Source organism: Pseudomonas sp. FP1154 (genome assembly GCF_030687245.1).
GTDB lineage: Bacteria > Pseudomonadota > Gammaproteobacteria > Pseudomonadales > Pseudomonadaceae > Aquipseudomonas > Aquipseudomonas rhizophila.
In genome coordinates, this window is record NZ_CP117465.1 from 104,177 (window position 1) to 128,336 (window position 24,160).

A 24,160-nucleotide genomic window follows, 5' to 3' on the forward strand; every position below is an offset into this window, starting at 1 on the left:
CTGCCCATGCCCCACGTTCAACTTTAATCAAATCAAAGACATCTGTCGGCCCGGCGGACAAAAGGCGTCGCAATCGAGATTGTAACCGTCCCGGCGCTCAAGCCCCAGACGCTTGAGCGCCTTGGCGAAACGCTGGGCCAGCAGGTCGGCGAACGGGCCTTCGCCACGCATCCGAGAACCGAAGCGGCTGTCATACAGTTCGCCGCCACGGCTCTGGCGAACCAGGCTCAGCACATGAGCGGCGCGTTGCGGGTAGTGCGCCTGCAGCCATTCTTCAAACAGCGGCGCGACCTCCAATGGCAGGCGCAACATGATGTAGGAAGCACTCTGCGCACCGGCGGCGTGGGCCTCGGCCAGCAGATTTTCGATCTCGCTGTCGTTGATCATCGGGATCATCGGCGAACACAGCACTCCCACGGGAATGCCCGCCTCGCGCATGACCTTGATCGCCCGTAATCGGGCCTTGGGCGCCGCCGCGCGCGGTTCGAGGATGCGCTTGAGTTCATCGTCCAGGGTGGTGAGGCTGATCATGACCTTTACCAGGCGCTGTTGCGCCAGCTCGGTCAGCAGGTCCAAGTCGCGCAGAATCAGCGAGCCTTTGGTGACGATGGTCACCGGATGACGGTAGCGCAGCAGCACTTCGAGAATCCGGCGCGTAATGCGATGTTCGCGTTCGATCGGCTGGTAAGGGTCGGTATTGGAGCCCAGGTTGATTGGGGCGCATTGATAGCCACGCCTGGACAGCTGTTCCTCCAGTACGTCGGCGGCATTGGTCTTGGCGATCAGTCTGGTTTCGAAATCCAGCCCGGGCGACATGTCCCAGTAAGCGTGGCTGGGCCGCGCATAGCAGTAGATACAGCCATGTTCACAGCCCCGGTATGGATTGATGGAGCGGTCGAAAGGCAGATCCGGCGAGGTGTTGCGGGTGATGATGGTTTTGGCCGTTTCGATCCGCACTTCGGTGCCTTGGGTCGGCGGTACTTCCTGATACCAGCCATCATCTTCGACCACCGAGCGACTCGGGGCGAAGCGGTTGTGTGGGTTGGTGGCGGTGCCACGGCCACGGGGCGGAAGAGAGATGGACATTGGAAGGCTCCGTTGCTGTATGTGCATACAGTATTCGCTGGCATTCAATTAGGCCAGCGCCGTTCAGCAGCCCACCGCCACGGATCGTGTTCACGTCGTGTTGACGTCTTGCTCACAGGCCTTTAACCGGCTCGTGCCGAAACTGACCGTCTCGTTCTTCTTCGTTTCGGTCGTCCACGCATGTTCAAACTCTATTCCCGCTCGCTGCTCCTCCTGTCCTTGTTCCTGGTCTTTGCCGAGTCCCAAGCCCTGGCGGCCGATCTGGGCGAGGCAAGGTCTTCCGAATGGGCCCAGCCGGTGGAAAAGCGCTACAACCTTTATCAAATGTCGCCGGCGCTTTACCGCAGCGCCTTGCCGGACGCTGATGCCTTGCCTCTGCTGACGAGGCTCAACATCGGCACAGTCATCACATTTCTGCCGGATTCGGACGCCAGTTGGTTATCCACACCCGGCGTCAAGCAAGTGCAGTTGCCTTATCGCACCAATCATGTGGACGACAGCGACATCCTCGCTGCCTTGCGCGCCATTCAGGCTGCCGAAACCGATGGCCCGGTATTGATGCACTGCAAGCATGGTTCGGACCGCACCGGGTTGGTGGCGGCCATGTACAGGGTGGTCGTACAGGGCTGGAGCAAAGAGGAGGCCTTGAACGAAATGACTGAAGGCGGCTTCGGCAACAACCCGCACTTCAAGGACGGGGTTCGTTACATGATGCGGGCCGATGTTGAGAAGCTCCGTGTTGCGCTGGCCAACGGCGACTGCAGTACCAGCGTTTTTGCTCTTTGCTCGCTGCAAAGCTGGGTCGGTTCCGTCATCACGACTCGTCAGCCCGACCGACAGGTTATTCGCCCTTCACCCTGACGGCTGGCATCCCTGCAAAGGCTGCCACGGACTCGGCCAGAGGTCTTGAATCGCCAGGGCCGAATATTGTTTCACGCAACGCCCGGCCTGTTGTCCCGTTGAACAACCCCTCCTGCTCAAACCTTTGGAACGCGGTGATTGCCAACGCTTTTGACCAGGCATAGGCGTAAATCCGGGCCGCATAACCGGTCACCATGTAATCCAGGCCATTGGGCCAGCGTTCGCTCCCCCATACGGGCAGATGCCCGACTTGGGCGCTGACTTGATCGAATACCTGCTGAGCCGTGCGCCCATCGCCGTGGGTCAGGTGCAGTTCCATGTCAAACAGCGCGTTGCGCAGCAGCGAGGCGGTTTCCCAGCTGGCTTGAGTGTTGGCGAAGGTCAGCAACTGATCGGCGATGGCATCGGGCATGGCCGCGCCGGTCCGGTAATGCTTTGACAGACGGACCAGGCATTGCCGGGTAAAGCACCATTGTTCCAGTAGTACCCCGGCAAATTCCGAGGTGTCCCGGGAGAGCTCGGTGATGCCCGATACGTCGCGATACTCGGCGCGGGTCAACACATGGTGCAAGCAATGGCCGAACTCATGAAAGAGAATTCGTAGTTGCAGATGGTCGAGCAAGACCGGCGATGCATCTGAGCTGCGCGCCAGCCAGCCGTGCAACACGGCGATGGGATGTCGGGGCCGGCCCTCGGCCGTGATGCGGCGGTTTCGCAGGGTGGTGGTGTTCGGGTAACCGTCTCTGTTCGCATCCTCGAACGGATCGAAATAGATGTAGCCGATGGTCTGGTCCCACTCGCGGACTTCGAAAAGACGCACGTCCGGATGCCAGGTGGCCGCGTCAGCGCGTTCGAGAATGTCCACCCCAAACAGATCCTTGGCGATCAGCAATAGCTGTGAAAAGGTGGACTCCAGCTCGAACCAGGCGCTGAGGGCCAGCTTCGAGATGCCGGCCGTGTGCTGACGAAGTTTTTCTACCAGATATGGGTAATCCCAAGGTTGAAGCTCGGTGAAACCTTGCCTTCGGGCAAATGCCCTGAGCTGTTCGGCGTCGCGGGCAAAGAGGTCCTGTTGTTGTTCAAGCTGATCGCGCAAGAACCCCATCACCTGTTCGGGAGACTCGGCTTGCTCAGGCTCGATGACCATTTGAGCGAAATTCGAATAACCCAGTAACGTCGCATACCGACGACGATCTTCCAGCAAGCGTCTGAGCACCTCGCTGTTATCAAACCGGCCAGCGTCGGGGCCTTGGTCCGAGGCGCGTGTGCTGTAGGCCAGGTACACCTCTTTGCGCAAAAGACGATTGTCCGCGTAGCTGGTGACGATGCCAAACGATGCATCACTGAGGGTCAGCAGCCATCCCGTGCGCCCGGCCTCGCGGGCCTGTTTGGCCAGCTGTTGTTTGAATTGCGGCGCCAGGCCGCTCAACTGAGCCTCATCGTCGAACGCTTTGCTCCAGGCCTTGTTGGCCTTGTGCAACTGATCGAGGAACAATTCCCGGCCCTGTTGAATGCGTTGCTGCAGGGCTTTCAAGTCTGACGGTGCGGTATGGGCCAACCCGTGCTGGCGAAACTGGCGCAGGGCCTTCTCCAGAACTCTTTTACGAGGCGGTTCGAAGTGCCTGGCAATCTCGCTGTTGGCCAAGCGCTCATAGAGTTGGAACAATTGGCGATTGTGTCTCAGCGCGCTCTGGAAATCGTGCACCCGTTCGCTGCAGTCGAGCGAAGCCTGGGCCCAGTCGTCTCCTGGCCGGGTGGACGCCAGCAGATCCAGCAGGTCGTCGAAACCCTTCAAGCGGGCGTGAATCTCGTCCATGGCCAACACCAGGTCGTCCCAGGTGGGGAAAGGAGTCTGAGTCTTGATGATGTCGGCCACTTGATCGCGGCTCTCGGCAAGGATCCGGTCGAGGGCCGGTGAAAAATGTTTGGCTTGGATCTGCGCAAAGGGGGGCAGGTCATAGGCCTGCAACAGCGGATTGTCATTGTTAGGCATGGCAGCCTTCCTGTCTGTCTGGACTGGGGAACAGTCTGGAGAGGAAGGCGTGACGCGTTGCGGTATATATGTATCGCTTCCGGGCCGGGCGGCCCGGAAGGTGATGCCGAAGATTTCAGTCGGTTTTTTTCTTCAACTTGGGATTGGGGAAAAACTGTACCGCCTGGACCTTGGCGTCCGGGACTTTGAGCGCCGATGTGTTGACCCGGGTGCCCAACTCCTTGGGCACCGACAGGCCTTGTTCGTTGAGCGTGTCGGAATAACCGCAGGCCACACACTCACGGTGCGGCACGCCGTCTTCGTTCCACATCATCAACTTGTCCGGTTCGCTGCACGCCGGGCAGACTGCCCCGGCGATAAAGCGCCTTTTGGTAATCACAGGCCCCTCGCTCATGCTGCTGCGTCCTCGGTCAGGCCACTGTGGCGCAAGAGTGCGTCAATCGATGGCTCACGGCCACGGAAGTCGACGAACAGCACCATCGGCTCCTGGGAGCCGCCACGGGCCAGGATCGCTTCACGGAAGGCGCGACCGGTGTCGGCGTTGAGTACGCCGTCCTCTTCGAACTTGGAGAACGCATCGGCCGACAACACTTCCGCCCACTTATAGCTGTAGTAGCCCGCCGCATAACCGCCGGCGAAGATGTGGGCAAAGCTGTTGGGGAAGCGGTTGTAGGCCGGTGGACGCATCACCGAGACTTCGTCGCGCACGCCTTCGAGCACTTGCAGCACGCTGCGTCCATCGCCATGGGTGGCGTGCAGCTCGAAGTCGAACAGCGAGAACTCCAGTTGGCGGACCATCATCAGGCCGGACTGGAAGTTTTTCGCCGCGAGCATTTTTTCCAGCAGGTCCTGGGGCAGCGGTTCGCCGGTTTCATAGTGACCGGAAATCAGCGCCAGGCCTTCGGGCTCCCAGCACCAGTTTTCCATGAACTGGCTCGGCAGCTCCACGGCATCCCAGGCCACGCCGTTGATGCCGGACACGCCGGCATGTTCGACGCGGGTCAGCAGGTGGTGCAGGCCATGGCCGAACTCGTGGAACAGGGTGGTGACTTCGTCGTGGGTCAGCAGCGCGGGTTTGCCGCTGTCGGCCGGGGTGAAGTTGCACACCAGGTTGGCGACCGGGCTTTGCAGCACGCCATCGAAGGTGCGCCGACGGTCGCGGGCGCCGTCCATCCAGGCGCCGCCGCGCTTGTTGGCGCGCGCGTAGAGATCGAAGAAGAAGCGGCCGACGTGCTGGCCGTTCTCCTTGATTTCGAACAGGCGCACGTCCGGATGCCAGCTGTCGAAACCTTTCAGTTCGGCGATCTCGATGCCGTAGAGGCGCTGCACGATGGCGAACAGGCCGCTCAGTACCTTGTCGATCGGGAAGTAGGCGCGCAGGGCTTCCTGGGCCACGCTGTAACGCTGCTGGCGCAGCTTTTCACCGTAGAAGCCGCTGTCCCAGCTTTGCAGGTCGGGGCAGCCCTGTTCGGCGGCGAACGCCTTCAGCTGTTCCAGATCCAGGGCGGCGAATGGTTTGCTGCGCTTGGCCAGGTCGCGCAGGAAACTGAGCACCTGATCGCTGGATTCGGCCATTTTGGTCGCCAGGCTCAACTCGGCGAAGTTGGCGAAGCCCAGCAGTTGGGCCAATTCCTGGCGCAGGTCGAGGATTTCCTCCATCACTGGAGTGTTATCGTTCTGACCGGCGTTGGGGCCCTGGTCTGACGCGCGTGTGCAGTACGCAGCGTAGACTTCTTCACGCAGGGCGCGGTCTTCGGCGTAGGTCATCACCGCGTAATAGCTGGGGAATTCCAGGTTGATCAGCCAACCGTCCAGCTCTTTGGCCTGGGCGGCCGCGGCCATTTGCGCCTTGGCCGAGTCGGTCAGGCCGGCGAGGGCGGCCTCAGAGGTGATGTGTTTGGTCCAGGCCTGGGTCGCGTCCAGCAATTGGTTGGAGAAGCGGCTGCCCAGTTCCGACAGTTTGCTTTGTACCTCGGCGTAGCGTTGCTGCTGCTCGGGCGGCAGATCGATACCCGACAGACGGAAGTCCCGCAGGGAATGTTCCAGGATGGTTTTCTGCGCCACGTCGAAACCGGCGGCTTCGGGGCTGTTCGCCAGGGCTTCGAACGCCTGGAACAGCTCGCGGTTCTGGCCCAGCTCCGTGGAGTAAGCACTCAGCGCCGGCAGACAGGCCTCGTAGGCTTCGCGCAGTTCCGGGCTGTTACGCACGGCGTTCAAATGGCTCACCGGGCTCCAGGCCGCGCCCAGGCGATCATTGAGCTCGTCCATCGCCAGCACCAGGCCGGCCCAGGTAGGCTGCGTGGCCTGGGTCTTGAGGATCTCGGCAATGGCGGCACGGTTGTCAGCCAGGATCTGCTCGATGGCCGGTTGCACGTGCTCGGCACGGATCGCCGAGAACGGCGGCAGGTCGTAGGGTTGCAAAAGAGGGTTGTTCACGCTCACGGTTGACACCTTGGCTGGAAGAAACATGGACCCATCTTAATTACAATCGACGTTCACCGCAGCTAGCAGCGCCTATCACCGGATAAGAGAGAGCCTATCGTGACCCTTCGCACGTACCAGAACCACAGCCCACGGCTTGCTCGTGGCGCTTTTGTCGACACCACCGCGGTGGTGATCGGCGACGTCGAAATCGGCGAAGACAGCTCCGTCTGGCCGCTGACGGTCATTCGCGGCGACATGCACCGCATCCGCATTGGTGCCCGTACCAGCGTCCAGGATGGCTGCGTGCTGCACATCACCCACGCTGGCCCCTTCAATCCCGATGGCTTCCCGCTGCTGATCGGCGATGACGTGACCATTGCCCACAAGGTCATGCTCCATGGCTGCTCGGTGGGCAGCCGGGTCTTGATCGGCATGGGCAGCATCGTCATGGACGGCGCGGTGGTTGAAGATGACGTGATCATCGGCGCCGGCAGCCTTGTACCGCCGGGCAAACGCCTGGAGAGCGGCTTCCTGTATGTAGGCAGCCCGGTAAAACAGGCCCGGCCGCTGACCGACAAGGAACGCGCCTTTTTCACCTACAGCGCGGCGAACTACGTGAAGCTCAAGGACCTGCATCTGGCCGAAGGCTACGACCGGCTCTGAATCGTCCCGCCCTTACCCAGGAATTTGCATGCATTACCAGACCGTACTCTTCGATCTCGACGGCACCCTCACCGACCCCCCGCGAGGGCATCACCCGTTCGATCCAGTTCGCCCTGAGCCAACTGGGCATCGACGAACCCGACCTGACCCGTCTCGAGCACTTTATCGGCCCGCCACTGTTGCAGGCCTTCATGCAGTTTTATGACTTCGATGAGGCGAAAGCCTGGGAGGCGGTGAATTTCTATCGCGAACGCTTCAAAGTCACCGGGTTGTACGAAAACCGCGTCTTCGACGGTGTGATGCCCCTGCTGGAAACCCTGGGCGAGCAGGGCCGGCAGTTGTACATCGCCACCTCCAAACCCTGGGTCTTCGCCCGCGAAATCGCCCGCCACTTTGACTTCGCCCGGCACTTCAAAGTGATCTATGGCAGTGAGCTGGACGGTACGCGCACCGACAAAGTTGAGTTGATTGCTCACCCTGATGGCTGAAGAAGGGCTCGACCCGGCGAATACCTTGATGATTGGCGACCGCAAACACGATTTGATTGGCGCTCGTAGCAATGGGCTGGATGCCGCGGCGGTGGGCTATGGGTTTGGCAGTTATGAGGAGCTGAATGCCGAGGGCCCGGCGTATCACTTTCAGACCCTGGATGAGTTGCATCGGGCATTTTTGCAGGGGTAGCCATATTGCTATCGCGGGCAAGCCTTGCTCCCACAGGCAGGGGCATGCCTTGGTCCTCAGGCATTCTGGTACTGCTCTGTGGGAGCAAGGCTTGCCCGCGATAAGGCCCTCATGGACACAGCCTGAACCGACTCATACCCATACAGCATCCCACAATGAATAGTCCCCAATTTTCCTGACTAAACCCGCCCGTAGCGGATTCGCCACGATATACCGTGCAACTGCTTGTAAGTCTTCCTCCTTACGAATGGCTCGGTCATGGAATCCCTCCTGCCAAAGCGATCCTTCCCGCTGCATCAATCGATTGAAGGTGACCGTGGTCCGAGACTTCGTTCTCGCCATCAGCTTTGAAAGTCCGATCCCCTGCAACTCGATCAACCAGTGAAAATGGTCCGGCATCACCACCCAGGCCAACGAATGGGCAAATTGCTCTTCCTGAGCCTTGCGAAAGGCATCAACCACCAAGCGTCCTGTCTTGAAGCGGCCAAAAAGCGGCTCGCGGTTGCGCGTATTCACTGTCAGCAAATAGATTTGCCCAGACTGCGAATAGCGCCCGAAACGCAACTGATTGGAGTGAGGCAGTGTCGTCATAAGTGATCCTCCTTGATCTGTCTTTTGTCTCAAGGCTAGGACAGCAGCAACGGATCTGACTTGGAATGTTGGAGCAGGATGTGTCTGGGCAGACGTCATCGCGGGCAAGCCTTGCTCCCACAGATGACACCCCTTAGCGCTTCATTCCGAATACTGCCCTGTGGGAACATAATTCCGAGCACTGCTCTGTGGGAGCAAAGCTTGCTCGCGATGAGGCCGGTTCATTCACCGGAAGTCTCCGATCCTGCCAACGCTTTCAGTGCCGCTTTGCGCTCATCAATCGGCAAACTGCCAAGCTTTTCCACTGCGGCATAAAACGCAACCCAGTCTCCGCCTTCCTGTTGAAACAGCGCCGCAAACGCTGGCACCCACTGGCTATACAACCCGAACGGCAATAGCCGTGCATTGTTCAGCGGCGCATAGACCCAGGCGTCGAAGTATTTGTCGCCCGCCCACTGGGTATCGCGCAGTTGTTCATAGTCGCTGCGCAGGCGCTGGAACTCTTCGGCCTTGCGCTGGCGCATCTGTTCGGCCGGCAGGGGTTGGGTATAGAGCTGTTCCAGCCGCTGACGCGTGTCCAGGACCAGTTGGATGAATTGCTCGCGCTGGCGCATCCGTTTGCCATTGTCCGGCGCCAGCCCGCGACTGGCGCGCCATTGCCGGGTGCCTTGCTGTTCGACGAAGGTGGCAAAGGATTCATTGAATTCGGTGTCGTCCTTTACGTAGAAGCGCTGGTGCGCCAGTTCATGAAAGATCAGCGTCGCCAGGCGTTCGTCGCCCCAGTGCATCATTGAGCTCAGGATCGGGTCGTTGAACCAGCCCAGCGTCGAGTAGGCCTCTACGCCACCAATCGCCACATCCATGCCCCGCAAGCGTTGCAAGGCTGCCTCGCCACGGGCGGCGCCCTGGCTGTAGTAGCCGCGATAGGCCACGCAACCGGCGATGGGGAAACAGTGGTTTTGCGGGGCTAGGGAAAATTCTGGCGTGGCGAAGACATTCCAGACCACGAATGGGCGGCCAATGTCCGCATACAGGCGGTAGCTTTTGTTGTCCGGCAGGTGCAGCTGCGCACTGGCAAACGTTCGTGCCGCACGCGCCTGGGCCAGATGAGCCCGCAATGTGGGATCACGGGCGGGGTCGGCAATCACTTGGTCGATTGGCTCGCGGGCCTGCAACAGCCGTAGCTGTCCACTGGCGAGCTGACTGTAGTAACCCACGCTTGCACAACCGTTGAGTAACAAAAGCAGGAGGCCTGGAAACAAAATCCGGAAAACACGGTCGAGTAACCGATGGCTTGGATGCGGCCTGATCAATTGGAATCACCCTGGGAAAGTCTGCCCACAAGACTATCCCGCCTGCCTGGAGCTTCGCTATGCGCGTATTGATGCTGACGAGTGGCCTGTTGCTGCTGAGCGGTTGCGCCGGTTTGCCCGATCCCGATCCGTCGCAGGCATGGATCGACCTGGGAAGCCATCAGGACACGGCGCTGCAAGCGCTGGAAGTCGATGACAAGACGTCTCTCGACCGACGTTATTTTGAAGTGCAGCCGGGCAGCCATGAGCTGACGGTGCGTTATCAATTTGCCGTCGAGCCCGGCAACATCGGCCCGAATGCCGAGCCACTGTGGCGCGATTGCCGGTTGAATGTGAAGTTCAAGGACTTCAACGCAGGCCAGCGTTATCAGTTGCAGGCTGGCAACATCGGTTTCCGTCCATGGGCCAAGCTCTATGATCAACAGCGAAAAGTCGTGGGCCAAGGCACGCCAGCAGGCTGTCAGCAAAGCTGATCGGCGCTATTCTCATTGTCTGACTTCAGGAAATCATCATGCGCCTACCTCTGCTGCTATTGGCCTTTGTCTCCATGAGCGGCTGTGCAACCAGCCCGCCGCCCAAGGTTGATCCGAACATGGCCTGGATCGACTTCGCCACGCCCATGCCGGGCGGCAAGATGCTGATGGCTGAAAGCCTGGATGGCCAACGACTGCAGGACGGACGTTTCTTCCAGGTTTCTCCGGGCAGCCACGAACTGAAAGTGCGTTTCGACTTCGAGGTGCCTGGCGGTGGTGGGCTGGGTATGCAAGCCGAGCCGCAAGAGCGGCTGTGCTACATGCTTGTGCGTTACGACCATTTCGAGGCGGGCCAGCGTTATCGCCTGGAGGGTCGCAATCTGGCGTTTACCCCCAGCGCCCGACTCTATAACGCCAAGCGTGAAATCGTGGCCGAAGAACGGCAGGTCAATTGCGTTCCGTAGGACGGCTTAGCTGTCGTTCTTCTGGTAGATGATCTTTTTGGTGCCGTTTTCGCAACTGCCCACGACCATATTTTCATCATGCACTTCATCATTGGTCACGATTTCCAATGTGTAGGAAGGCACGTTATTCGCCTGGATCTTCGCTTCGATTTCAGCTTTCAGTTCTCCACAGGACTTGGGGGCCGCGAGGGCCGACGTGGCCAATGCGCAACTGATGACCGCCAGGGCGAATCGTTTCATGCTCGAATTCCTCATGACAGCGCGCACTGCCTGTGCGCTGAAACTGCAGGTGTGCATTCGACCACAATTGCTGCAGGGTAAACAGATCACAGCCTTCAGCCGCAGTTGAAGGCTGTGATGGGTATCGCATCAGCTCACCAGCGTCGCATCCAGCGTAATCTTGGCGTTCAGCACTTTGGAAACCGGGCAACCTTCCTTGGCCTTGTTGCTCAGCTCTTCGAATTGCTCCTGGCTGGCGCCGGGGATCTTCGCTTTAAGCGTCAGTTTCACTGCCGTAATCGCAAAACCGCCCTCGACCTGATCGAGGGTGACATCGGCGTTGGTATCGATACTGCTGGCTGTGAGCCCAGCCTCGCCAAGGATCATCGAAAACGCCATGGAGAAGCAGCCCGCATGGGCCGCGCCGATCAGTTCTTCCGGGTTGGTGCCCTTGCCGCCTTCGAAGCGCGCCTTGAAGCCATAGGGGGCTTCGCGCAGCACGCCGGTTTCCGTGGAGATGGAGCCGATGCCGGTTTTCAGGTCACCTTCCCAATGAGCCGATGCTTTCTTGATGATAGCCATGTCTGCCTCCTCAATATCCGGCGCGAGGGTTCGCGCCTGGGTGTTTTTCGTTGTCAGGGTTGTGAGGATAGACCGCCCGATAAAGTTCATCCTGTCGATTAGCCGACCGATTTAGTAGGAAATTTCATGGTAGCTATTGAAACTCGGGTATATGCCCACATTGCATGGAACACACCTATAGAAACGGCAGGCTTTTGCCCGTAGGAAAAGCCCCTCATGCCGTTGGAGATGCCGGCCCATGAAACAGCTGTCCGAAGTGAAGTTCTCGACCCTCGACCTCGTGCCTGTGCGCGCTGATGGCAACGCTGCCCAGTCCTTGCGCAACTCGCTGGACCTGGCGCAGCACGTGGAAAAATACGGCTACACCCGCTTCTGGGTCGCCGAGCACCACAACATGGATGGCATCGCCAGCTCCGCGACGGCGGTCCTGCTGGGCTATCTGGCGGGGGGCACTTCGACCATTCGGGTCGGCTCCGGCGGCGTGATGCTGCCCAACCATGCGCCGTTGATCATCGCCGAACAGTTCGGCACGCTCGAAAGCCTCTATCCAGGCCGTATTGATCTTGGCCTGGGGCGCGCGCCCGGGTCCGATCAGATGACTGCCCGGGCGTTGCGTCGCGAGCGCTCCGGTAGCGCGGACGATTTCCCTGAAGACGTGGCCGAACTGATGCGCTACCTCGGCCCACGTACGCCGGATCAACGCATCATCGCCATGCCCGGCACCGGGACCAACGTGCCGGTCTGGCTGCTGGGCTCGAGCCTGTTCAGTGCGCAACTGGCCGGCGAGCGCGGCTTGCCCTACGCCTTCGCTTCCCATTTCGCACCGCGCTACATGCATGAGGCGATCCGTATTTATCGCAATCACTTCAAGCCGTCGGCGGTGCTCGACAAGCCTTACGTGATGCTCGGCGTGCCTTTGGTGGCAGCCGACACGGACGAACAGGCTGATTACCTGGCGACCTCGGTGTATCAGCGGATCCTGGCCCTGATGCGTGGCCAGAGCCTGGTGCAGCGCCCGCCTGTGGAAACCATGAACGGTCTCTGGTTGCCCCATGAGAAAGAGGCGGTTGGTGACTTCCTGGGCCTGGCCATGGTCGGCGGCCCGCAGAAAATTCGCGCCAAGCTCGAAGTGCTGATCGAGCAAACCCAGGCCGATGAATTGATCTTCACCAGCGACCTGTATGAGCATGCTGATCGCCTGCACTCCTATGAGTTGCTGGCGCAGGTCATGAAAGGCTGATCACGCGCATAAAAAAGCCGACGCATGCGTCGGCTTTGACCTTCCTGAAGTATCAGCCCTTCTTGTAGACGATTTCCTTCGTGCCGCCTTCGCAGGAGCCGACGACGTCTCCGTCAGTAGCCGTACCTTTATCGACAATTTCCAGCGTATAACCCGATGCACCTTTGGCATCGATTTTCGCTGCGATCTCGCTTTTCAGCTCCTCGCATGGCTTGCCGGCGGCAAACGCAGTACCCGCAAGGCTCAGCAAACCCAGGGCCAACATCAAATTTTTCATCGCTCGCACTCCTTGGTCGGATCAATAGGGCAGGGATCGAACAGACATGACGCGCTTGCCAGATAGCGCATCGCCATTCCCTATGGCACTCCGCCAGCGTGCAAGTTCACAGCCCGTCAGCTATTGGCAATGCGGAAGCCGACTTTAATGGTCACCTGAAAGTGCGCGGCCCGGCCATTTTCGATGTGTCCACGGGTTTCCGTGACTTCGAACCACTCCAGGTGCTTGAGGCTTTTGCTGGCTTCGGCCAGCGCATTGTTGATGGCGTCTTCGATGCTGGTGGGAGAGGAGCCGACCAGCTCGACTTTTTTGTACGTGTGATGATCACTCATGACGTTCTCCTTGGTTGTCTTTAACAGCCTAGCAGCGAATTTTCGCCTTACGTGTGTCGCCTTTTACCGGGGGAAAGTTCAGATTTACTGCACTTTCAGAAACGGCTGGAGTCCCAATTCACACACGCCACTCAACCACTGCAGGAGAGAGCCACCATGGCCAGCAATTCGTTACGTAAAGCCTCGTTGCAAAGCATGGAAGCGGAAATCGAGAGTCTGCTCAAGTCGTTGGAAAGCCTGAAGGACGACGCTTCGGACGAGTCGCGTAAGACCCTCAAGTCGCTGAAGGCAAATGCCGAAAACGCGCTGAAACATTCCCGGCATCTGCTGAGCGACGCGTATGAAGAGGTCAAGGTGAAAACCCGTGAAACCGGAATCGCCACCCGTGATTACGCTCAGGAGCATCCCTGGACCACCGCTGGCGTCGCGGTCGGGGCCCTGGGTTTGTTGGCGGCTTATTTGCTGTGCAAGCGCGGCGACTGAGTCGGCTGGTTCAGCTCATGCCTGAGCCATTGCGCCAATTGCCGAGCGCGCCCGTCCGCGGCGCGCTTGGGTAGCCACAACGCCAGTCGCGCCGGGGTTTCGTCAAAGCCCCACGGCGCGACCAGGCGCCCGGCGCGCACATCCTCGGCGACCAACGGTTCGGGTGCGATGGCCACGCCTAGCCCTGCGACGGCCGCCTCCAGCAAGTAATACAAATGCTCGAAACCCTGCCCGAACTTTAGCGCCTTGGGCTCAAGGGTGTTTTGTCGTGCCCAGGTGGGCCACGCCTGGGGACGGGAGGTGGTATGCAGCAGCGCCTCGCCCAGGATCGCACTTGGCGGGGCGTTTTGCAGACGGGCGAAACCGGCGTAATGAGGGCTCATGACCGGGCCGATCCGCTCACTGACCAGTTCATAGACCTGCATGTCTGCCGGCCACGGCGGTTCTGCGAATACCAGCAACGCGTCAAGCCCCGGTCGCCTCGGGTCCAGGTCGCCTTCGCCAGCGGAGAGATGCAAACGCAGATCCGGCAGATCGGCGTTGAGCCGGCCCAGGCGAGGAATGAACCAGCGCGCCAGCAGACTACCGGAACAGCCCAATACGAATGGTGCATCTGCCGTGCTTTGCGTCAGCTGCGCACAGACGGTACGTAATCGCTCGAACGCCTCGGCGCTGGCGTCGCGCAGACGCATGCCCGCATCTGTGAGTTTAAGGCCGCGCCCCTCCTTGATGAACAGGCTGACGCCCAAGTGTTCTTCCAGCACCTTCAACTGTCGGCTTACCGCACCATGGGTGACATGCAGCTGTTCGGCCGCCTGACTGACGCTGTTCAGGCGGGCAGTGGCTTCGAAGGCGCGCAAGGCGTTGAGCGGAGGAAGGTCATGGCTCATTTTATCTGTGAGTTTTCCTGACAGGTTGCAGCGATCTTATCGGTTTTCAGCGCGGGATGTCAGGGGTAGAGTGGACCTCATTGTCTTTTTACGCATTCGCCTGGAGCGCCCGATGACCCAGCCTACAACCCCTTTCAACCTGCGCAGTGGCCCGGACGCCAACGGTCTGTTCGGTGCATTCGGCGGTCGTTATGTGGCCGAAACCCTGATGCCGCTGATCCTCGATCTGGCCCGCGAATACGAAGCGGCGAAGGAAGATCCGGCGTTCATTGAAGAACTGGCCTACTTCCAGCGTGACTACGTCGGACGCCCAAGCCCGCTGTATTTCGCTGAGCGCCTGACCGAATACTGCGGCGGCGCCAAGATCTACCTCAAGCGCGAAGAGCTGAACCACACTGGCGCGCACAAGATCAACAACTGCATCGGCCAGATCCTGCTGGCGCGGCGCATGGGCAAGAAACGCATCATTGCCGAGACCGGCGCCGGCATGCACGGCGTGGCCACGGCCACTGTGGCCGCACGTTTCGGTCTGGATTGCGTGATCTACATGGGGACCACCGACATCGAGCGCCAGCAGGCCAACGTGTTCCGCATGAAGCTGCTCGGTGCCGAAGTCATCCCGGTGGTCGCCGGCACCGGTACCCTCAAGGATGCTATGAACGAGGCGCTGCGCGACTGGGTGACCAACGTTGACAGCACGTTCTACCTGATCGGCACCGTGGCCGGCCCGCACCCGTACCCGGCCATGGTTCGCGACTTCCAGGCAGTGATTGGCAAGGAAACCCGCGATCAGTTGCAAGCCCAGGAAGGTCGTTTGCCCGACAGCCTGGTGGCGTGCATCGGCGGCGGTTCCAACGCCATGGGCCTGTTCCATCCGTTCCTGGACGACAAGAGCGTGGAAATCATCGGCGTCGAAGCCGCCGGCTACGGTATCGAGACCGGCAAACATGCTGCCAGCCTGAACGGCGGTGTCCCCGGTGTATTGCACGGCAACCGTACTTTCCTGTTGCAGGACGACGACGGCCAGATCATCGATGCCCATTCGATTTCCGCTGGCCTCGATTACCCGGGTATTGGCCCTGAACACGCCTGGTTGCACGACATTGGTCGAGTCCAGTACACCTCGGTCACCGACGCCGAAGCCCTGGAAGCCTTTCACAAATGCTGTCGCCCTGGAGGGAATCATTCCTGCCCTGGAAAGCGCCCATGCCCTGGCTGAAGTGTTCAAGCGTGCCCCGAACCTGCCCAAGGATCACCTGATGGTGGTCAACCTGTCCGGCCGTGGCGACAAAGACATGCAAACCGTAATGCACCACATGGAACAGTCCCAGCAGGAGAAACACTGATGAGCCGCCTGCAAACTCGTTTTGCCGAACTCAAAGAACAGAACCGCGCCGCCCTGGTGACTTTCGTGACCGCTGGCGACCCGGACTACGACACCTCGCTGGCGATCCTCAAGGGCCTGCCGGCGGCGGGTGCTGACGTGATTGAGCTGGGCATGCCGTTCACCGACCCGATGGCCGACGGCCCGGCGATCCAGTTGGCGAACATCCGCGCCTTGGGCGACAGCAGAATCTGGCGAAAACCCTGCAGATGGTTCGCGAGTTCCGTGAAGACAATAGCGATACGCCGCTGGTGCTGATGGGGTACTTCAATCCGATCCATCGCTACGGCGTGCAGCGTTTCATTGGCGAAGCGCTGGACTCTGGCGTGGACGGGCTGATCGTGGTGGACATGCCACCTGAGCACAACAGTGAGTTGTGCGAGCCGGCCCAGGCCGCCGGTCTGGACTTCATTCGCCTGACCACGCCGACCACCGATGATGTGCGTTTGCCGACCGTGCTCAACGGCAGTTCTGGCTTTGTGTATTACGTCTCGGTGGCCGGCGTGACCGGCGCCGGCGCCGCGACGCTGGAACATGTGGAAGAAGCCGTGACGCGCCTGCGTCGTCACACCGATCTGCCGATCAGCATTGGTTTCGGCATTCGCACGCCGGAACAAGCTGCGGCCATCGCACGGTTGGCCGACGGGGTTGTGGTCGGTTCGGCCCTGATCGACCATATCGCCAGCGCTGAGACGCCGGAGCAGGCGATCGATGGGGTGTTGAGCCTATGTGCTGCCTTGGCTGATGGGGTGCGTAAGGCGCGGATTAGCTGATTGCCTGATTGAGTCTGCCAGTAATAAAAAGGGGTTCAGAACCGAGTTCTGAACCCCTTTTTGGCTTCAAGGCAACTCCAACCCGCCACCCGCCTTGTGCAGCTTACGCAAATGCTCGCCTATCTCTTTGACGTTAGCCTCACTGGCACTGATTTCTGCCGCGCGGCTTGGCTCAAGCAAGGCCCTGACTTCCTTATCCAAATCCCCTGTCAGTGTTTGAAGCTGTTTCTGACGCAAGCTGCTTTCGGATTCCAGTCGCTGCCATTCGCTGGGCTGCGGTAGCCCGTAACCGCTGCTGCCCAGCAACTCGGCGGGGCGGCTCAGGAAACCGCTGTTGGCGAGGATCTGCTGCAGTGTCGCGTTGGCCCTTTCCATGCCGCCGTTCTGTAATTCACGGGCACCGAGGTAGCGCTGCTTGACCTCATCCTGGGCCAATAACAGTTGTCGGCGATAGCTGGCCTGTTCCAGCAGGAGTAACGCCGCGCTGGTGCGCAGGTCGGCCCGTTCAAACCATGGCCGGCGTTCTGCGGCGCTCAGGGCCAGCCAGTCTTCCACGTTTTGTTGCTTGATCGGCAAGTGTTTCTTCAGCACTTCGAACATGGCCTGATACCGCTCCCGGAATGAGTCGAAGCGGTAGCCCAGGCGCAAGGCTTCCTTGGGATCATCGAGCACGCTGGTATCCGCCAGACCTCGCCCCTTGAGCACTTCCAGCAAACCGTTGGGCATGATGCTGTCCAGCCCCTTGAGCTGCGCATTGTTGCTGCCGCTGCGCAGCAATTTCAGGCTTTCCACCGCGCAATTGTTGGACAGGAAGTAATAGTTGCCGTCATAGCTCCAGTGCATTTCGGCGGCGTGTTCAACCGTTTCCTCGATCTCGGACCGTGTCAGGTTCAGCGGCACCGAGGCCAGGCTGCGCAGTTCGGTCTTGGTGTATTCATCGATGACCTGGGCCAGCGGCAGTACGAACAGGCGCGACGGGTATTTGCCCACCAGGCCATCCCAGCTCGACAGCTGCACATCGCCCACGAAGGCGCGGTATGACAGCACCAGGTGTTGATCCAGATCCAGCCGGCAATCCGGCCCACGGGGGCGGCGGTCCGGCGCGCAGATCACCAGCCGCAGCATGCTGTGGCCCCAGCGGCTGACCCAGTTCTGGTTGGCTTCGGCCAAGAGGTAATCGATGGCGTAGACCCGCTCTGGATCAACCTTGCCCAGTGGCGTCTTGGCAAAGTCGTTGCCGGCGTTGAGGAACGCGAATGACGGGGCGCAGGTATTCTTGGCGGCGGGGGCCCAGCCAAAGTGTTCCTGATAATAGCGATACAGTGCTGGCCGTCGGCAGGCATAACTCGGGTCCAGGAGAAAGTACTCCATGTTGACCGCGACGAACTCCTTGGGGCTGCTCGTTTCGTAGATGTCCGGGCTGCGGGCGACCTGGCGATTATGCTGTTCCCGTTCACCACGACGGCCGACGTATTGCGGCCAGCCGGCGAGGTCCAGCAAGCGGGGATCATCACTGAGGGTGAAGCGGCGGTCGTTCTGGCCCCGGCATTCATCGGGAAGGCCGATCAGCCCGGCGCTGCTGGTGCGTCGGGTGCAGCGTTGGATCAGCGCGCGTTCGGCGTTTGGCCATAAACGCGAGCGATCATAAATGTGGGTCAGTTCATGCAGGACCGTGGCGAGCATTTCCCGCCGCACGGTGCCGTGGGGCCGATGGGTCTTTTGCGTGGCGGCACTGCCGTCGGTGAGGCTGTCGAGCAGGTTGCGATTGAGGTCCAACTGCGACACCAGCGAGGCCTGGCCGTAGGCGTTGGCGGGCATCCGGTCGGTCCAGCCCACATTGATGCGTCGGTCCAGCTGTTCGATGAATCGCGGCGGCAGGGCCTGCATCGCTTCATCGAGCAGCGCCTGGCTGGCCTGCTGTTGCGCCGGGGTCAGTCCTTCGTCGTTAAGGTGCAGTTGCAGGCCGGCCTGGGCGGTGCTGCTCAAGAGCAGCACGACCCCGGCCGTCAGCCAGACGGCGAACGGCCTCACAATGCGAGGATGGCTTCGGCGAGAACCTGGTCACTGGCGTCGCGGGCTTCCGGTACGCGGGTGCGCAAGGTGTCGAAGGCGGCCTCGAGGTGAGCGCCACGAATTTCCCCGTTACTGGCGACGAAACTGGCCGCATCGTCATGGGCTTCACGAACGATTTTCGAGTCACGGATGGATGTGGTGGTGTCGGAGGTGAAATCGATCGTGCGCTGGGAGGCGCGAACGACGATGTTACTGGTGGCTACCAGGGTTTGTGCCTGGGCCACATCGGCCAACACCAGCAGGCCTAGGGTGGCAGCAATCAGCGGGCTACGCATGGAACGACTCCGAAGAATAAAGATAACTATTGGACGAGAATTGCCTGTGCCAGTTCAAGGTCGCTGACGTGAAGTTTTGGTTGGGTCCGGTGTAGATAATCCAGGGCCGACTCCAGTTGCGCACCTCTCAACTGCCCATCGCTGGCAACGAATGCCGCAGCATCATCGTGGGCGGCGGCGATCAGTTTATGGTCGAAGGGCGCGGAGGTCACCATGCTCGTGGCATAGCCGCTGATCACGACTTGCTGGGTGGAGACATCGAAAGCATGGGCCGGAACGGACCAGCATAAAGCGCTGAAGAAAAAAGCGAGGGACAGATCTGAGTAGAAACGCATGGGACTCGACTGTTGATGGTGAGTCCGAAGGCTAGCGCAAACCACTGCGCCAGAGCCAGCGCTGAAACATCGGAACACCATTGGCGTCCCGATGTTTCATGTCTGGAATCAGATCACCAGGATGGCTTGGGCCAGCTGCGCGTCGGAGGCGTTCAACTGCGGTGCCTGCTGACGGATGTAATCCAGAGCGCTTTCCAGTTTCACACCACGGATGGCGCCGTTAGTGGCGACGAAACTGGCAGCATCGTCACGAGCGGCCAGGACAATTTTGTCGTCGCGAAACGACGAAGTGATATCGGACGTTGCGTCGGAAGTGGCCTTGAGCGCACCCACGAGGGAGTCGGTGGTGACGATAAAACTACTGGCATTGGAGTGGGCGGCTACGGCCAGCAGGGCGGCGGCGCTGAGCAGACGAAGACGGATCATGATGAAACTCCTTGAATAATGAAGTGGTGCCGGTGCGTGTAGCTGGAAGAGAAGACGCATGCTCGACCCGCTTCGCCACGTTCGTTTCGATATTAGGTCAGAACGAGGTGGATGACAGCTTGGCCATTGGCAATTTCCACGCTTCTACAACAGCTCGATAAAACTGTACTGGTTATTTTCTAGCTATTCTTAACTGTGCAGGTGCGTGGTTTTTGGCAAAACCAGGCCTCTGAAACGACAAGACCCGTCGCGGTTTCCCGCGACGGGTCTTGTTTGTTCAATTCGGTGCTGGCGGTGGACCCGATGGGTCAGGGCCAGCGACGCTGAGTTAGCGCCAGAACGGCTTGCTCAGCTCTTCGTAGCGTTGTGCTTCGCTGATACCGGCGTCAGCCAGCAGGCGTGCATCCAGACGGGCCAGTTGGTGGCGGCTGGCGATGCGGCGCTGCCACAACATCAGGTTAGCGATAACGCGAAGAGGCAGGGAAGCCTGGTTTTTTTCAGCTTTGTCTTCGAAGAACAGCTCGGAACTGAGTGTACGTTCCATGGTTGACATCCTTCCGCTTATGGCGGGATTAGGTAGTGGTTTAACTGGTGCCCATGATCCTCTCGTTTGGCCAGTCTCTCTAGATACAGTTCACCTGTAATGTGAGAGACCAGTTAACTGTTAAACGGTGGTGTACTGGTCAATATTGAGGCAACTGTACCTGTGCGCACTATTTATGTGCATTTTTGCTGTGAAAGCAGAGATGCGTAGGAGTTTGCTGTAGGAAATCACAGGTACAGTAGTACAGTTTTTGTGGTTTGTGGGTTGAAAGCGATGGCCAGTGAAAACTGTATTTGTTGCCCGGGTGATCCAGCTGTATTAAACCGCCAGCATCTGCCCGGTCTCTTCCAGATTCAGGTGCCAACTCAGTGCATCGCGCAGGATGTGCGGTGTATGTCCGCCCAAGGCGCACGCCGCTTCAAAATACTCGTTCAATGCCTGGCGATAGGCCGGATGCACGCAATTGTCGATGACCACCCGCGCCCGCTCCCTTGGCGCCAGGCCACGCAGGTCGGCCAGGCCGATCTCCGTCACCAGGATGTCGACATCGTGCTCGGTATGGTCCACATGGCTGACCATTGGCACGACACTGGAAATTGCGCCGCCCTTGGCGATCGACTTGGTGACGAAAATCGCCAGATGCGCATTACGCGCAAAGTCCCCCGAGCCGCCTATCCCATTCATCATCCGCGTGCCGCAGACATGGGTGGAGTTGACGTTGCCGTAGAGGTCGAACTCCAGTGCCGTATTGATGGCGATGATGCCCAGGCGGCGTACCACCTCGGGGTGGTTGGAAATTTCCTGGGGGCGCAGGACCAGCTTGTCCTTGTACTTCTCCAGATTGCCGAATACGTCGGCATTGCGCCGGCCCGACAGCGTAATGGAGCTGCCAGAGGCGAAGCTCAGTTTGCCGGCGTCGATAAGGTCGAATGTAGAGTCCTGCAGGACCTCTGAATACATGGTCAAGTCTTCGAATGGGGAGTCGATCAGCCCGCACATCACGGCATTGGCGATGTTGCCGATCCCGGCCTGTAATGGACCGAGTTTATTGGTCATGCGCCCGGCGGCGACTTCCTGTTTGAAGAAGCCGATCAAATGATCGGCAATGGCCTGGGTGTCGCTGTCCGGCGGCATGACTGTCGAAGGCGAATCCGGCTGATTGGTGATGACAATGGCGGCGATTTTTTCCGGCGGTATCGGGATGGCGGTGCTGCCGATACGGTCGTCGACCTTCACCAAGGGAATCGGTGTGCGGGTCGGGCGATAGGTCGGGATATAGATGTCATGCAACCCTTCCAGATCAGGGTTGTGGGCCAGGTTGATTTCAACAATGACCTGCCTGGCGAAAATAGCGAAGCTGGCCGAGTTGCCCACCGAGGTGGTGGGCACGATATGGCCTTGCTCGGTAATGGCCACGGCTTCGATCACTGCAATGTCCGGCAACTTGAGCTGGGCGTTACGCAATTGCTCGACGGTTTCCGACAGGTGCTGGTCGATGAACATCACCTCGCCAGCGTTGATGGCCTTGCGCAACGTGCTGTCGACCTGGAATGGCATGCGCCGGGCGAGTACGCCGGCTTCGGTGAGTTCCTTGTCGAGGTCGTTCCCCAGGCTCGCACCGGTCATAAGACTGATTTTCAGTGGCGTGACCTTGGCGCGCTCAGCCAGGGCGTGGGGCACTGCTTTCGCTTCTCCGGCGCGGGTGAAACCGCTCATGCCGACGGTCATGCCGTCCTGAATCAGCAAGGCTGCTTCGGCAGCGCTCATCACTTTGTTCAACAACGAAGGCAGGCGGATGCGATCACGGTACATGGGTGGTTATCTCGGGCTGGAAGCTGGATGCGCAGTCTAGTGAATTCGCGCCGTGCCCGACCCGCTACAAAAGTCGCATTTAAGGCGTCTATTACGGGCGTTTCAGGCAAAACATTATTACCGGATCGGTAACGTTCGGCCTTGATACAAATCAAAACGCCCCGACAAGTCGGGGCGTTAGTGGCGAAGCAGTGAGCGTTATTCCACCGCTTTGACCATGTCTTCGATGACCTTCTTGGCGTCACCGAACACCATCATGGTCTTGTCGAGATAGAACAGCTCGTTGTCCAGGCCGGCGTAACCGCTGGCCATCGAGCGCTTGTTGACGATGATGGTCTTGGCCTTGAAGGCTTCGAGGATCGGCATGCCGGCAATCGGCGACTTCGGATCGTTCTTCGCCGCCGGGTTGACCACGTCGTTGGCACCCAGTACCAGCACCACGTCGGCCTGGCCGAACTCGGAGTTGATGTCTTCCATCTCGAACACCTGGTCGTAAGGCACTTCGGCCTCGGCCAGCAATACGTTCATGTGCCCGGGCATACGACCGGCCACTGGGTGGATCGCATATTTGACGGTCACGCCGTGATGGGTCAGCTTCTCGGTCAGCTCTTTCAGCGCGTGCTGCGCCCGTGCCACCGCCAGGCCATAGCCCGGCACGATGATCACGGTATCGGCGTTGGTCAGCAGGAAGGTGGCGTCGTCAGCCGAGCCGGATTTCACCGGACGGGCTTCTTTGGAGCCTGCCGGGCCAGCGGCATCCGCCGTGTTGCCGAAACCGCCGAGCAGCACGTTGAAGAACGAACGGTTCATCGCCTTGCACATGATGTACGAGAGGATCGCACCGCTGGAACCCACCAGGGAGCCAGCGATGATCAGCATCGAGTTGTTCAGCGAGAAGCCGATACCCGCTGCAGCCCAGCCGGAATAGCTGTTGAGCATCGACACCACCACCGGCATGTCGGCACCGCCGATCGGGATGATGATCAGCACGCCCAACACAAACGCCAGGGCCAGCATCAGGGCGAATGCCCCGAGGTTGCCGGTGAACATGAACATCAGGCCCAGACCCAGTGTTGCCAGGCCCAGGATCAGGTTGAGCTTGTGCTGGCCGCCAAACTGTACCGGTGCGCCCTGGAACAGGCGGAACTTGTACTTGCCCGACAGCTTGCCGAAGGCGATCACCGAACCGGAGAAGGTGATTGCACCGATGGCGGCGCCAAGGAACAGCTCCAGACGGTTACCGGCCGGAATTGAATCCCCCAGTTGCTTGACGATGCCCAGGGACTGCGGCTCGACCACGGCGGCGATCGCGATAAATACCGCGGCCAGGCCGATCATGCTGTGCATGAACGCCACCAGCTCGGGCATCTTGGTCATCTCGACGCGCTTGGCCATGATCGACCCGGCAGTGCCGCCGACCAGCAGACCGACGATCACATAGCCGATGCCTGCGGTAGCCAGCTCGGCGCCCAACTTATAGATGAGACCCACGGTAGTGAGCACCGCCAGCGCCATGCCGAGCATGCCGAACAGGTTGCCTCGGCGAGATGTAGTGGGGTGCGACAGGCCTTTGAGGGCCTGGATGAAGCAGATCGACGCGATCAGGTAGAGCGTCGTTACCAGGTTCATGCTCATTACTTGGGCGCCTCTTCTTTTACGGCTTTCGGGGCTTTTTTCTTGAACATCTCAAGCATGCGGCGCGTCACCAGGAAGCCGCCGAACACGTTCACTGCGGCCAGGGCCACGGCGAGGGTGCCCATGGTCTTGCCCAGCGGGGTCACGGTCAGTGCGGCGGCAAGCATGGCGCCGACGATCACGATGGCCGAAATGGCATTGGTCACCGCCATCAGCGGTGTGTGCAGCGCGGGCGTTACGTTCCAGACCACGTGGTAACCGACATAAATCGCCAGCACAAAGATGATCAGGTTGTAGATACCGGGGGAGATAAGCTCTTCCATTGTCTGAA

The 24,160-nt window shown here is 59.8% G+C and carries 25 protein-coding genes and 3 pseudogenes; 9 read left to right on the plus strand and 19 right to left on the minus strand.

The window, feature by feature from the left end:
- Positions 1–27 precede the first annotated feature (27 nt).
- Complete coding sequence (locus PSH91_RS00485; RefSeq protein WP_107323208.1) at positions 28–1,086, minus strand: PA0069 family radical SAM protein; 1,059 nt, start codon at positions 1,084–1,086, stop codon at positions 28–30.
- A gap of 180 nt (positions 1,087–1,266) precedes the next feature.
- Here PSH91_RS00485 and PSH91_RS00490 point away from each other — a divergent pair, with 180 nt between their 5' ends.
- Positions 1,267–1,947: a tyrosine-protein phosphatase gene (locus PSH91_RS00490; protein ID WP_047230059.1), complete on the plus strand. Its 681-nt coding sequence runs from the start codon at positions 1,267–1,269 to the stop codon at positions 1,945–1,947.
- Here PSH91_RS00490 and PSH91_RS00495 read toward each other — a convergent pair.
- The 3 genes from PSH91_RS00495 to prlC form a co-directional block, all read right to left on the minus strand.
- A complete protein-coding gene (locus PSH91_RS00495; protein ID WP_305466999.1) occupies positions 1,928–3,940 on the minus strand; it encodes a M3 family metallopeptidase in 2,013 nt (670 codons plus the stop codon). The two genes, PSH91_RS00490 and PSH91_RS00495, sit on opposite strands and share 20 nt — an antisense overlap.
- Before the next feature lie 115 nt (positions 3,941–4,055).
- Positions 4,056–4,334 carry a YheV family putative zinc ribbon protein gene (locus PSH91_RS00500; RefSeq protein WP_047230061.1) on the minus strand — a complete coding sequence of 93 codons (279 nt, stop codon included), beginning with the start codon at positions 4,332–4,334 and terminating at the stop codon, positions 4,056–4,058.
- Positions 4,331–6,382, minus strand: a complete 2,052-nt coding sequence (gene prlC / locus PSH91_RS00505) for an oligopeptidase A (protein WP_305467000.1) — start codon at positions 6,380–6,382, stop codon at positions 4,331–4,333. Before prlC ends, PSH91_RS00500 begins: the two co-directional genes overlap by 4 nt.
- Before the next feature lie 99 nt (positions 6,383–6,481).
- Here prlC and PSH91_RS00510 point away from each other — a divergent pair, with 99 nt between their 5' ends.
- Both PSH91_RS00510 and PSH91_RS00515 read left to right on the plus strand, forming a co-directional pair.
- Positions 6,482–7,027 (plus strand): gamma carbonic anhydrase family protein, encoded by a 546-nt coding sequence (locus tag PSH91_RS00510; protein WP_281459663.1) that lies wholly within the window; start codon positions 6,482–6,484, stop codon positions 7,025–7,027.
- Between the two features lie 28 nt (positions 7,028–7,055).
- Positions 7,056–7,708 (plus strand): annotated as a pseudogene (locus tag PSH91_RS00515) (HAD family hydrolase).
- 132 nt (positions 7,709–7,840) lie between these two features.
- Here PSH91_RS00515 and PSH91_RS00520 read toward each other — a convergent pair.
- Both PSH91_RS00520 and PSH91_RS00525 read right to left on the minus strand, forming a co-directional pair.
- Positions 7,841–8,299 (minus strand): transposase, encoded by a 459-nt coding sequence (locus tag PSH91_RS00520; RefSeq protein WP_047230064.1) that lies wholly within the window; start codon positions 8,297–8,299, stop codon positions 7,841–7,843.
- Between the two features lie 221 nt (positions 8,300–8,520).
- A complete protein-coding gene (locus PSH91_RS00525) occupies positions 8,521–9,612 on the minus strand; it encodes an aminopeptidase (protein ID WP_076383124.1) in 1,092 nt (363 codons plus the stop codon).
- A gap of 59 nt (positions 9,613–9,671) precedes the next feature.
- Here PSH91_RS00525 and PSH91_RS00530 point away from each other — a divergent pair, with 59 nt between their 5' ends.
- Complete coding sequence (locus PSH91_RS00530) at positions 9,672–10,085, plus strand: hypothetical protein (RefSeq protein WP_047230066.1); 414 nt, start codon at positions 9,672–9,674, stop codon at positions 10,083–10,085.
- Positions 10,086–10,123: 38 nt separating this feature from the next.
- Positions 10,124–10,549, plus strand: coding sequence for a hypothetical protein (locus PSH91_RS00535; RefSeq protein ID WP_047230067.1), 426 nt, complete (start codon positions 10,124–10,126; stop codon positions 10,547–10,549).
- Between the two features lie 6 nt (positions 10,550–10,555).
- Here the strand turns inward: PSH91_RS00535 and PSH91_RS00540 are convergent, their stop codons facing one another.
- Both PSH91_RS00540 and PSH91_RS00545 read right to left on the minus strand, forming a co-directional pair.
- Positions 10,556–10,789, minus strand: a complete 234-nt coding sequence (locus tag PSH91_RS00540; RefSeq protein ID WP_107323214.1) for a DUF1161 domain-containing protein — start codon at positions 10,787–10,789, stop codon at positions 10,556–10,558.
- 129 nt (positions 10,790–10,918) lie between these two features.
- Positions 10,919–11,350, minus strand: coding sequence for an OsmC family protein (locus PSH91_RS00545; RefSeq protein ID WP_047230069.1), 432 nt, complete (start codon positions 11,348–11,350; stop codon positions 10,919–10,921).
- A gap of 238 nt (positions 11,351–11,588) precedes the next feature.
- On the opposite strand from PSH91_RS00545, the gene PSH91_RS00550 reads away from it, so the two are divergent.
- Positions 11,589–12,590, plus strand: a complete 1,002-nt coding sequence (locus PSH91_RS00550) for an LLM class flavin-dependent oxidoreductase (protein WP_058544936.1) — start codon at positions 11,589–11,591, stop codon at positions 12,588–12,590.
- A 52-nt stretch (positions 12,591–12,642) separates the two neighbouring features.
- On the opposite strand, the gene PSH91_RS00555 is transcribed toward PSH91_RS00550, so the two are convergent.
- Together PSH91_RS00555 and PSH91_RS00560 are read right to left on the minus strand one after the other, a co-directional pair.
- Entirely contained in the window at positions 12,643–12,867 is a 225-nt protein-coding gene (locus PSH91_RS00555; protein ID WP_047230071.1) for a DUF1161 domain-containing protein, read from the minus strand.
- Between the two features lie 116 nt (positions 12,868–12,983).
- Positions 12,984–13,199 (minus strand): dodecin, encoded by a 216-nt coding sequence (locus PSH91_RS00560; RefSeq protein ID WP_003177209.1) that lies wholly within the window; start codon positions 13,197–13,199, stop codon positions 12,984–12,986.
- A 156-nt stretch (positions 13,200–13,355) separates the two neighbouring features.
- Between PSH91_RS00560 and PSH91_RS00565 the strand changes: the two genes are divergently transcribed.
- Entirely contained in the window at positions 13,356–13,682 is a 327-nt protein-coding gene (locus PSH91_RS00565) for a YqjD family protein (RefSeq protein WP_003196426.1), read from the plus strand.
- Here the strand turns inward: PSH91_RS00565 and PSH91_RS00570 are convergent.
- Positions 13,655–14,572, minus strand: coding sequence for a LysR family transcriptional regulator (locus PSH91_RS00570; protein ID WP_305467001.1), 918 nt, complete (start codon positions 14,570–14,572; stop codon positions 13,655–13,657). The genes PSH91_RS00565 and PSH91_RS00570 overlap by 28 nt on opposite strands.
- A 112-nt stretch (positions 14,573–14,684) precedes the next feature.
- On the opposite strand from PSH91_RS00570, the pseudogene trpB reads away from it, so the two are divergent.
- Both trpB and trpA read left to right on the plus strand, forming a co-directional pair.
- Positions 14,685–15,918, plus strand: a pseudogene (trpB, locus tag PSH91_RS00575) (tryptophan synthase subunit beta).
- Positions 15,918–16,729 (plus strand): annotated as a pseudogene (gene trpA, locus PSH91_RS00580) (tryptophan synthase subunit alpha). The pseudogenes trpB and trpA overlap by 1 nt, the downstream one beginning before the upstream one ends.
- Positions 16,730–16,795: 66 nt before the next feature.
- Here trpA and PSH91_RS00585 read toward each other — a convergent pair.
- From PSH91_RS00585 to PSH91_RS00620, 8 genes are all read right to left on the minus strand, one after another.
- Positions 16,796–18,760: a DUF4105 domain-containing protein gene (locus tag PSH91_RS00585; protein WP_305467002.1), complete on the minus strand. Its 1,965-nt coding sequence runs from the start codon at positions 18,758–18,760 to the stop codon at positions 16,796–16,798.
- A complete protein-coding gene (locus PSH91_RS00590) occupies positions 18,757–19,077 on the minus strand; it encodes a DUF2388 domain-containing protein (RefSeq protein ID WP_047230076.1) in 321 nt (106 codons plus the stop codon). Before PSH91_RS00590 ends, PSH91_RS00585 begins: the two co-directional genes overlap by 4 nt.
- A 26-nt stretch (positions 19,078–19,103) precedes the next feature.
- Entirely contained in the window at positions 19,104–19,412 is a 309-nt protein-coding gene (locus tag PSH91_RS00595) for a DUF2388 domain-containing protein (RefSeq protein ID WP_047230077.1), read from the minus strand.
- A 108-nt stretch (positions 19,413–19,520) separates the two neighbouring features.
- A complete protein-coding gene (locus PSH91_RS00600) occupies positions 19,521–19,838 on the minus strand; it encodes a DUF2388 domain-containing protein (protein WP_139048752.1) in 318 nt (105 codons plus the stop codon).
- Between the two features lie 328 nt (positions 19,839–20,166).
- Positions 20,167–20,382, minus strand: a complete 216-nt coding sequence (locus tag PSH91_RS00605) for a DUF1127 domain-containing protein (RefSeq protein ID WP_047230079.1) — start codon at positions 20,380–20,382, stop codon at positions 20,167–20,169.
- Positions 20,383–20,700: 318 nt separating this feature from the next.
- Complete coding sequence (locus tag PSH91_RS00610; protein ID WP_139048753.1) at positions 20,701–22,194, minus strand: acetyl-CoA hydrolase/transferase family protein; 1,494 nt, start codon at positions 22,192–22,194, stop codon at positions 20,701–20,703.
- 198 nt (positions 22,195–22,392) lie between these two features.
- A complete protein-coding gene (locus PSH91_RS00615; protein WP_047230081.1) occupies positions 22,393–23,829 on the minus strand; it encodes an NAD(P)(+) transhydrogenase (Re/Si-specific) subunit beta in 1,437 nt (478 codons plus the stop codon).
- Positions 23,829–24,152 carry an NAD(P) transhydrogenase subunit alpha gene (locus tag PSH91_RS00620; RefSeq protein WP_003187010.1) on the minus strand — a complete coding sequence of 108 codons (324 nt, stop codon included), beginning with the start codon at positions 24,150–24,152 and terminating at the stop codon, positions 23,829–23,831. Before PSH91_RS00620 ends, PSH91_RS00615 begins: the two co-directional genes overlap by 1 nt.
- Positions 24,153–24,160 lie beyond the last annotated feature (8 nt).